Raw genomic sequence first — 8,753 nt, 5'->3', positions numbered from 1 at the left:
TTGTTCTGTCTGTCGTGCCGCGTCTCTTTCTCTTTCTCTCTCTCCCTCTTTCTTTTGCTGTCGGGGTTGCTCACCACTTGTTTTAGGATGTTGGGGGCGCCCCCCCCTTTCGTTTTCCGATTTGACTTATGTGGTGTTTATGTGCAGGAAAGTGTGAGATGAGGCTCATCGCCCTTCTCTAGGCCGGAGTTCGGGTTCCACCTACATTGAGTGGAACTGCCCGAAAGGCTCCTTCATGCACAAGCCTTCCGCCGCTGCCGCCGACCTCCGGGTCCGCGGGCGGCTCGCCGCCCTCGGGCGGTTCTGCTTCCGGCACCGGCGCTGGGTCCTCGGCTTCTGGGCCGTCGTCCTGGTCGTCGGTGTCGTGATCGGGGGCCGGGTCTTCGAGGGGTCGGTGGCCGGGGCCTCCTCGGCCAGCTCCGAGGCCGACCGGGGCAGTGCGGTCGCCACCGCGGCCGATCCGGCCCGGGGAGTCGTCACCGCCGTCGTCGACGGGAGGCCGGTGGACGACGGGGCGGTACGGGCGGCCGTCGCCAAGGCCACCCAGGAGATCGCCGCCCTGCCCGGCGTCGCGTCCGCGAACGACGCGTACGGGCCGGGGCCGGCCGCCGCCGCGCTGCGGTCCGCCGACGGGAACGCGAGTCTGGTGACCGTCCGGATGGCCGACACGAGCACGGCCGCCCAGGCCGACGCCGTCACCCAGCGGCTGGCCGCGCTGAACGGCACCGGCGGCGCGCACGTCACGGTGGGTGGTGACCTCGTGCTCCAGCAGGAGGTCAAGAAGCAGACCGAGCAGGACACCCGCTTCGGCGAGATCGTGACCCTGCCGCTCACCCTGGTCGTCATGGTGCTGGTCTTCGGCGGCCTCGCCGCGGCCAGCCTGCCGGTGATCGGTGCGGTCGCCTCGGTGGGCGGGGCACTGCTGGCGATGTTCGGCTTCAGCCGGATCATGGACATCGACACCAGCGTGCTGCCGATCGCCACCGTGCTCGGGCTCGGGCTCTCGATCGACTACGCGCTGCTCATGGTGAACCGTTTCCGCGAGGAACGCGGGCACGGCGCCGGCATCGCCGCCGCCGTCGAGCGCACCGCCGCGACCGCCGGGCGCACCGTCGCGTTCTCCGGGCTGACCGTCGCCGTCGCGCTCTCCGGCCTCTTCGTCTTCACCAGTCCGGTGCTCGGGGCCGTCGCCGCCGCCGGCGTGAGCGTGGTCGTGATCGCCGTCGCCGCGGCGCTCACCCTGATCCCCGCGCTGCTCGGCTTCGCCGGCTCGCGGATCAAGGCGCCCGCCGCGCCGGTGCCCGACGAGGGCTTCTTCAGCCGGACCGTTCGCCGGGTCCGCAAGCGGGCGGTGCCCGTCGCACTCGCCTGCACCGCGCTGCTGATGGCGGCCGGGGCGCCGTTCCTGCACGCGGAGATGCGCAACTCCGGGGCGGCCGTGCTGCCCGCCTCCTCCGCCGGGCGGCAGGTCGCGGACGCGATCGACCAGCGCTTCCCGCAGGTCGCGGCCGCGCCGATCACGGTGGTGGTCGAGGGCGGGGCGCCGGTGGCGCAGGCGTACGCGGACGAGGTCGTCGCCAAGCTGCCCGGGGTGAGCGGGGTGCGGGCGGTCACGCCGGTGAGCGACTCCGTCTCGACGATCGACGTGCTCGTCCACGGGGACCCGCAGGGCGGGACGGCCAAGCAGGTCGTCGACGAGCTGCGGGCCGACCGCGGCGGGCTGAAGACCTACGTGACCGGCGGCGCCGCCTCGGTGGTCGACTTCTCGAACGAGCTGACCTCGCGCGGGCCCTGGGCGCTCGGGCTGGTCGCGCTCGGGACGCTGGTGCTGCTGTTCCTGATGACCGGCTCGGTGGTGATGCCGGTCAAGGCGCTGCTGATGAACCTGCTGTCGCTGGGCGCCTCGCTCGGCGCGCTCACGCTGATCTTCCAGGACGGGTACTTCAGCGGGCTGCTCGGGTTCAGTCCGACCGGCGGGCTGGAGACCATCATCCCGGTGCTGGTCTTCGCGTTCGCGTTCGGGCTGTCCATGGACTACGAGGTGTTCCTGCTCGCCCGGATCAAGGAACTGCACTCGCGCGGCTACAGCTGTGCGAAGGCCGTGGAGCTGGGCGTGCAGCGCAGCGGGCGGATCATCACCTCGGCGGCGCTGCTGATGGTGATCGTCTTCGCCGGGTTCGCGCTCGGGGACATGCTCATGGTCAAGCAGATGGGCATCGCCCTGGCGGTCGCCGTCGCGGTGGACGCCACGCTGGTGCGCTGTCTGCTGGTGCCGGCCGCGATGAGCCTGTTCGGCGAGTTCAACTGGTGGGCGCCGGCGCCGCTGCGGCGGCTGCACCGGCGCTTCGGGCTGAGCGAGCACGTCGAGCTGCCGCCGATCGCACCGGCGGTGATCCCGGCGCAGCGTCCCGAGCTCGTGGGCACGGGGACGGGCTCGGCGCCGGCGGCTCAGTGACGGGCTCGGCACGGCCGGCCCGGTGACCGGATGAGGGCCGGAGGCCTGGTGACGGGCCCAGGGTCGGCGACTCGGTGACGGGCCCGGCACGGCCGGCCCGGTGACGGGCTCAGCGCAGTCGGCTCAGCAGGGCGACGCTCGCGCGCAGGGTCTGCCGCTCCTCGGGGGTGAGGCGGGTCTCGATGGCGGCGGCGATCTGCGCCTCGCGGCGGGCGCGCTGTTCGAGGAGGGCGTCGTGGCCGGCCCCGGTGGCGGTGACGAGCAGCTTGCGGCCGTCGGTGGGGTGCGGGCCCTGGGTGACCAGGCCGGCCTCGGTGAGCAGGGCGACGGTGCGGGCCATCGACTGGTGGCGCACGCGCTGGCGCTCGGCGAGCTCGGCGACGGTGTAGGCGCGTTCGTCGCGGACGAGGAGGCCGAGGACGGCGGCCTGGTTCTGGGGCAGCTCGTCGTTGTCGCGCAGGGAGCGGACCAGGCCGCCGAGGGCGGCGCGCAGGTCGGCGGCGAGTTCGAGGGTCTCGGGGGCCGGACTGTTCATGGCAGAAGCCTACCGGGAATCTGTGCAGCAAAACTGTGTAGGCATGCTGCGCAGTTTCGCTGTATTGTTTTTCCCATGCGAATCACCAAGTTCGGACACGCCTGCGTACGCCTGGAGCACGACGGCACCACCGTCGTCATCGACCCCGGGATGTTCACCGACCCCGCCGCCCTCGCCGGGGCCGATGCCGTCCTGATCACCCACGAGCACATGGACCACTTCGAGGAGTCCCGGCTGCGCGCCGCGCTGGAGGCCGACCCGGCCCTGCGGGTGTGGACCAACGACGCGGTGGCCGCCCAGCTCGACGGCGTGGCGCAGCGCGTGAGCGCCGTCGGCGAGGGCGACGCGTTCGAGCTCGGCGGGCTGGAGGTGTCCGTGCACGGCGAGTGGCACGCGGAGATCCACCGGGACGTCCCGCTCGTGAAGAACATCGGCTTCCTGTTCGGCGGCCGCCTCTTCCATCCCGGCGACGCGCTCACCGTGCCGCCGCACGCCGTCGAGACGCTGCTGCTGCCGATCGGCGCGCCCTGGAGCAAGGCGGGCGAACTGGTCGACTACGTCCGCGAGGCCGCCCCGCGCGTGGCGGTGCCCGTGCACGACGCGGTGCTCAGCCCGATCGGGCTCGCCGTGCACTCCCGCCTGGTCGGCGAGGACGGGCCGGGCGGTGCCCGGCTGCGGGCGCTGGGCGAGGGCGAGAGCCTCGACCTCGGCTGACCGCCGGGAGGGCGGCGCCGGTAGCCTGGCGCCATGCTGAAGATCGGACTGACGGGTGGCATCGGCGCCGGCAAGAGCGAGGTGTCCCGGCTGCTCGCCGCCCACGGCGCGGTGATCGTGGACTCCGACGTGCTCGCCCGCGAGGTGGTCGCGCCCGGGACGGCCGGACTCGCCGCCGTGGTGGCCGAGTTCGGGCCCGCCGTGCTGCGGCCGGACGGCGCGCTGGACCGTCCGGCCCTCGGTGCGATCGTGTTCGCCGCCCCGGACCGGCTCCAGGCGCTGAACGCGATCGTCCACCCGCTGGTGCGGGCCCGCTCGGCCGAGCTGGAGGCCGCCGCCGCGCCGGACGCCGTCGTCGTGCACGACGTGCCGCTGCTCGCCGAGAACGGGCTCGGCCCGCTGTACGACCTGATCGTCGTGGTCGACGCGGCGGACGACGTGCGGGTCGCGCGGCTGGTGGAGCTGCGCGGCATGACCGAGGACGAGGCCCGGGCCCGGATGGCCGCGCAGGCCACCCGCGAGGAGCGGCTCGCGATCGCGGACGTCGTGATCGACAACAGCGGTCCGCTGGAGGAGCTGCCGGCCCGCGTCGCCGAGGTGTGGGCGCGGCTGCGGCCCCGCTCCTGATCAGGCCGCGCCGGCCGGCACGTCGGCGGTGAGCGGCAGGCGGGCCCGGACGGCGAAGCCGCCCTCCGGGGTGGGGCCCGCCTCCAGGGTGCCGCCGAGGTCGTCCGCGCGGGTGCGCATGCCCTCCAGGCCGTGTCCGCCGGAGGGCAGGTGCGGGTCCTCGCCGCCGTCGCCGGGGGAGTTGACGACGGACAGGCGCAGCCCGTCCGCGCGGATCTCGACCGTGACGGCGACGGTGGCCGAGGGGGCGTGCTTGTGCACGTTGGTGAGCGCCTCCTGGACGATCCGGTAGGCGGCGTACTGGACGGCGGGGCTCGGCTCGGGCCCGCCGTCGGCCGGGCCGTCGACGCTCAGTCGTACGGACAGGCCGGCCCGGCGGGACTCCCCGACGAGTGCGGGCAGTCCGCCCAGGGACGGGCCCTCGTCGGAGGCGGGCGTCAGCACGCCCAGCAGTCCGCGCAGTTCGGTGAGGGCCTGCAGGCCGAGGGTGCGGATCAGCCCGAGGGTCTCCTTGACGACGGCCGGGTCGTTCGGCGCGGCGACCTGGCAGGCACCGGCGTGCAGGGTGATCAGCGAGACCCGGTTGGACACGACGTCGTGCATCTCCCGGGCGAGCCTGGCCCGTTCGGCGGCGGCGGCGCGTTCCTCGGCGTGCTGCCGGGCGGCCTCCAGGAGGCGGTTGCGGTCTTCGAGCAGGTCGACGGCGCGGGCGCGCTGGTGGGCGGTGAGGCCGAGGGCGAGCGGCACGGCGCCGTACACGAGGGGGTCCTCGATGATGTTGGCGATGTTGTTCAGCGTGCTGAGGTCGCCGAGGTCGAACGGGATGAGCAGGCGGATCTCGGCGAGGACGGCGATCACGACGAGCGCCCGGGTCCGGCCGCGCCGCGCGGCGAACCCGTAGAGCGCGACGGCGAGGGGGAGCTGGCCGCTCAGCAGGGTGAGCGCGGTGACCGTCGCCGGGGCCCGCCAGCGGAAGGCCAGGGCGAGCGCGCCGATCGCCATCAGAGTGGCGTTGACCCCGCGGGAGGAGGTCGGCCCGACGTCCGGGTCGCCCGCGGCGAGCGGGACCAGGATCAGCAGGGCGAGGACGGTCGGGGCGAGCGCGACGACCGGGGCGGGCAGCCGGACCGGCAGGCTCACCAGCATGGTGGAGCGGTGGGCGGCCCGAAGGCCGGGGACCGGGCGGTGCCCGGGCTGCTGGTCGGTGGGCTGGCGCATGGGGGCATGCTTCCACACCGGGGTTCCGGTCGGCCTTGGATCACGGTCGGCCCTGGATCCCGGCGGGCCCTGGATTCCGTGAGCCCCGGAAGCGACCATGGCGGGATGACCGATCATCTTCCCTCCGGGAGCCCCGCCGCGCCGGTCGAGGTCGTGCGGCTGCCGCAGTACACCCGTGCCGACCAGGACGAGATCCTCGGGCCCGGCGACGACCCCTACGGCGTGGCACACACCGGGCTGACGTTCCTGCCCAAGGAGATCCACTTCGGCGTCCGGTCCGCCGGGGGCCGGCTCGTCGCGCACACCGGCCTGCTGCCGCTGCCCCTCACGATCGGGAGCGCGGAGGTGCCGGCCGTCGGCGTCGGGGGCGTCGCCGTCGCCGCCGACCGGCGCGGCGGCGGCCTCGCGCGCGCCGTGGTCGGGGCCGCCCTCGACCACGCCCGCACGCTCGGCCCCGCCTACGCCCTGCTGTTCTGCCGTCCGCCGCTCGTCGGCCTCTACGAGCGGCTGGGCTTCCGGGAGGTGCCCGGCGAGGTGACGGTCGAGCAGCCCGGCGGGCTGCTCGCCGTGATGCCACTGCGCACGATGTGGGCGCCGCTGCGGGCCGGCGCCGCCTGGCCGGAGGGGGCGGTGCGGCTGCGGTCGCTGCCGATGTGACCGGCCGGCACCAGGGCGGGCGGGCCGGGCGGGCCCGTCAGGCGGAGGCGGCGCGCTCGACGGAGGCGGCCCGCTCGACCGCGGCGGCGGCCAGGGCGCGGATCATCGCGTGCGGGCGGGTGCCGTCGCCGGACAGCTCCGGCTGGAACAGCGAGGCCAGGAAGAACGGGTGGTCCGTCAGCTCCAGGATGCGCACCGAGCCCGCCTCGTCCGCGCCGCTGAACCGCAGCCCGTGCTCGCGCAGCCGGTCCAGGTAGGCGGCGTTGAGCCCGTACGCGCAGTGGTAGCGCTCCAGCGTGCGGGTGGTGCCGAGGACGCGCTCGGCGAGCGTGCCGGGCGTGACGTTCACCGCGCCCTCGTGGCCGACCAGCGAGCACGCGAGCGGCTCGATGACCTGCTCGTCCCGGTCCGGGTCCTGCTCGGCGTGGACGGCGTCGCCGATGCCGCAGACGTCGCGGGCGAACTCCAGCACCGCGTGCTGGAAGCCGGCGCAGGTGCCGAGGAACGGGATGCCGAGCTCGCGGGCGGTCCGGACGGCGGCCAGGGCGCCGTCCTCGCTGCGGTAGGGGCTGCCGGGGAGCAGCCAGATCGCGTCGAAGCCGTCGAGGGCGCCGGGTGCCCCGGCGTCCTCGGTGGGGATCCAGTAGGCGTCCAGGTCGAGCTGGTCGCGGGTGGCGAGGGCGTCGAGCAGGCCGGGGATGCGGGCGTGCGAGCGGACGGCGGGGGAGCGGTCGCCGACCAGGGCGATGCGCGGGGTCTGGTAGGTCATGCGGCTATCCTGGCCCGGCACCCGAGATCACCGCCAACGATGATTTCTTACCCATCGATCAGATCGGCTGATGAGACTGTGGATCCGCAGCAGCTGCGCACCTTCGTCACCGTCGTCCGCCTCGGCTCGTTCTCCGAGGCGGCGCGCGAGCTCGGGTACACGCAGTCCGCCGTCTCGCAGCAGATCGCCGCGCTGGAGGCGGACCTCGGGGCGCCGCTGCTCGTCCGCCGCCCGGTCGGCCCGACCGAGGCGGGCGTGCGGCTGCTGGAGCACGCCGCGCCGCTGCTCGTGCGGCTGGAGGCGGCGCGCGCGGACGTCGCGCGCCTGGTCGGTGCCGCGAGTGCCCGGCTGGTGCTCGGTGCCACCCCCCTGGCGCTCGGCACCGCGGTCGGGCGTGCGCTCGGCGAGGTGCGCCGGATGTATCCGCGCGCGGAGGTGGACGTCCGGGTGCTCGCCCAGGACGTGCTGCCCGCGCTGGTCGCCACCGGGGACGTCGACCTCGCCCTCGTCGACGGGCTCGCCGCGCCCAGCGACCCGCTGCCGCTGCCCGACGTCGGCCCGCTCGGCACCGTCGCCGTCGCCGAGCAGCCGGTCGTCGTGGCGCTCCCCGTCGGGCACCCGCTGGCCGGCCGGCCCGGGGTCGCCCTCGCCGACCTGTCCGCCGCCCGCTGGCTCGACGCCCCCGACCTCACCCCGCCGCCCGCCCGGCTGCGCGCGGCCACCGGCACCGACGGCTTCCGCCCCGCCACCCGCTACCGCGGCACGGACGTGCACGCCCTGCTCGCGCTCGTGGCCACCGGCCACGGCCTGGCCCTGCTGCCGCCGTCCGCCCTGGCCGCCGCCCCCGGCGTCGTCGGGGTGCCGGTCACGCTGCCGCGCCTGGTGCACCGCACCGAACTCGTGCACGGCAGCCTCCCGGAGGGCCCGGCGGCCCTGCTGGCCCGGGAGTTGACGCACCGGCAAACTCTTACCAAGTAGTTCACGTCCCGGGGCTGACGGTGTTCGTGGTGGCGCTGCTGTCATGGGCACAGTCGCCCGGCATTCGGCCGGGCCGGCCCAGGAGAGAGCCTCCATGATGCTTCGTCAGCGCCTGACCGTGGTCGCCGCGGCCACCGCCCTCGCCGCCGCCGGGATCGCCGCCGGAACCGGGACCGCGCAGGCCGCTTCGCACCCGTCCGCCCACAAGTCCGGTGCCCGTGCGGCCGGTTGTTCGCGCGCGTACCTGCCGCTGCCCGACCCGTCCTGCACGCCGGGCGCGTACAACCCGGCCGTCACCCAGGCGACCATCCAGAAGACGATCTGCGTCTCCGGCTGGACCGCCACCGTGCGCCCGCCGGCGAGCTACACCAACGCCCTGAAGGTGCAGCAGATCGCGCAGTACGGCTACTCGGACACCAACCCGGCCGACTACGAGGAGGACCACTTCGTCCCCCTGGAGCTCGGCGGCGCCCCGCGCGACCCGCGGAACCTGTGGCCCGAGCCGCGGTACGGCAACGAGCCCGCGCAGAGCAAGGACACCGTCGAGAACCGGCTGAAGAAGGCGGTGTGCGGCGGGCAGGTCACGCTCGACGCCGCGCGCAGAGCGATCGCCTCCGACTGGACGACCGCGCTGAGCCGCCTCGGCCTCTGACGGCCGGCGGCGCGTGGTGACGGGCCGGCGCCCGCCCGGCCGGGCGGGGCGCGGGCGCGGCCCGCGCCGCGGCGCGCGGCCCCGCCCGCCGCGGGGGGGCGCGGGGGCGCGCCCCGCGCGGGGCCGGGCGCGCCCCCGGGGGGGGGGG

Annotated in this window: 9 protein-coding genes; 6 read left to right on the top strand and 3 right to left on the bottom strand. The window is 75.1% G+C overall.

Going from position 1 to position 8,753, the window contains the following annotated elements:
• Window positions 1-235 precede the first annotated feature (235 nt).
• A complete protein-coding gene (locus ACFV4G_RS17125) occupies window positions 236-2,455 on the top strand; it encodes an MMPL family transporter (protein WP_380441021.1) in 2,220 nt (739 codons plus the stop codon).
• Between the two features lie 109 nt (window positions 2,456-2,564).
• Here ACFV4G_RS17125 and ACFV4G_RS17120 read toward each other — a convergent pair whose 3' ends face one another.
• Window positions 2,565-2,990 carry a MarR family winged helix-turn-helix transcriptional regulator gene (locus tag ACFV4G_RS17120; RefSeq protein WP_380441019.1) on the bottom strand — a complete coding sequence of 142 codons (426 nt, stop codon included), beginning with the start codon at window positions 2,988-2,990 and terminating at the stop codon, window positions 2,565-2,567.
• Between the two features lie 75 nt (window positions 2,991-3,065).
• Between ACFV4G_RS17120 and ACFV4G_RS17115 the strand changes: the two genes are divergently transcribed.
• Window positions 3,066-3,704 carry an MBL fold metallo-hydrolase gene (locus ACFV4G_RS17115; protein ID WP_380441017.1) on the top strand — a complete coding sequence of 213 codons (639 nt, stop codon included), beginning with the start codon at window positions 3,066-3,068 and terminating at the stop codon, window positions 3,702-3,704.
• A gap of 33 nt (window positions 3,705-3,737) precedes the next feature.
• The gene (gene coaE / locus ACFV4G_RS17110; RefSeq protein WP_380441015.1) at window positions 3,738-4,331 is read left to right on the top strand and encodes a dephospho-CoA kinase; all 594 of its coding nucleotides are present in this window, start codon (window positions 3,738-3,740) and stop codon (window positions 4,329-4,331) included.
• Here coaE and ACFV4G_RS17105 read toward each other — a convergent pair whose 3' ends face one another.
• Window positions 4,332-5,549, bottom strand: coding sequence for a sensor histidine kinase (locus ACFV4G_RS17105; RefSeq protein WP_380441013.1), 1,218 nt, complete (start codon window positions 5,547-5,549; stop codon window positions 4,332-4,334).
• A gap of 105 nt (window positions 5,550-5,654) precedes the next feature.
• Between ACFV4G_RS17105 and ACFV4G_RS17100 the strand changes: the two genes are divergently transcribed.
• Complete coding sequence (locus ACFV4G_RS17100; protein WP_380441011.1) at window positions 5,655-6,206, top strand: GNAT family N-acetyltransferase; 552 nt, start codon at window positions 5,655-5,657, stop codon at window positions 6,204-6,206.
• A gap of 37 nt (window positions 6,207-6,243) precedes the next feature.
• On the opposite strand, the gene ACFV4G_RS17095 is transcribed toward ACFV4G_RS17100, so the two are convergent.
• Window positions 6,244-6,975, bottom strand: coding sequence for a hypothetical protein (locus ACFV4G_RS17095; protein ID WP_380441008.1), 732 nt, complete (start codon window positions 6,973-6,975; stop codon window positions 6,244-6,246).
• 78 nt (window positions 6,976-7,053) lie between these two features.
• On the opposite strand from ACFV4G_RS17095, the gene ACFV4G_RS17090 reads away from it, so the two are divergent.
• Together ACFV4G_RS17090 and ACFV4G_RS17085 are read left to right on the top strand one after the other, a co-directional pair.
• A complete protein-coding gene (locus ACFV4G_RS17090; RefSeq protein WP_380441005.1) occupies window positions 7,054-7,953 on the top strand; it encodes a LysR family transcriptional regulator in 900 nt (299 codons plus the stop codon).
• Between the two features lie 94 nt (window positions 7,954-8,047).
• The gene (locus ACFV4G_RS17085; protein ID WP_380441002.1) at window positions 8,048-8,605 is read left to right on the top strand and encodes a hypothetical protein; all 558 of its coding nucleotides are present in this window, start codon (window positions 8,048-8,050) and stop codon (window positions 8,603-8,605) included.
• Window positions 8,606-8,753: the final 148 nt, after the last annotated feature.

The organism is Kitasatospora sp. NPDC059747 (genome assembly GCF_042732955.1).
In the GTDB taxonomy this organism is placed as follows: domain Bacteria; phylum Actinomycetota; class Actinomycetes; order Streptomycetales; family Streptomycetaceae; genus Kitasatospora.
The sequence above is the reverse complement of the archived record's forward strand: the minus strand, read 5'-3'. Positions and strand labels throughout refer to the sequence as shown.

Coding starts and splice junctions, on each gene's coding strand:
- coaE (WP_380441015.1), top strand. CDS start 3,738: ATGCTGAAGATCGGACTGACGGGTGGCATCGGCGCCGGCAAGAGCGAG.
- ACFV4G_RS17095 (WP_380441008.1), bottom strand. CDS start 6,975: ATGACCTACCAGACCCCGCGCATCGCCCTGGTCGGCGACCGCTCCCCC.
- ACFV4G_RS17085 (WP_380441002.1), top strand. CDS start 8,048: ATGATGCTTCGTCAGCGCCTGACCGTGGTCGCCGCGGCCACCGCCCTC.
- ACFV4G_RS17120 (WP_380441019.1), bottom strand. CDS start 2,990: ATGAACAGTCCGGCCCCCGAGACCCTCGAACTCGCCGCCGACCTGCGC.
- ACFV4G_RS17125 (WP_380441021.1), top strand. CDS start 236: ATGCACAAGCCTTCCGCCGCTGCCGCCGACCTCCGGGTCCGCGGGCGG.
- ACFV4G_RS17115 (WP_380441017.1), top strand. CDS start 3,066: ATGCGAATCACCAAGTTCGGACACGCCTGCGTACGCCTGGAGCACGAC.
- ACFV4G_RS17105 (WP_380441013.1), bottom strand. CDS start 5,549: ATGCGCCAGCCCACCGACCAGCAGCCCGGGCACCGCCCGGTCCCCGGC.
- ACFV4G_RS17100 (WP_380441011.1), top strand. CDS start 5,655: ATGACCGATCATCTTCCCTCCGGGAGCCCCGCCGCGCCGGTCGAGGTC.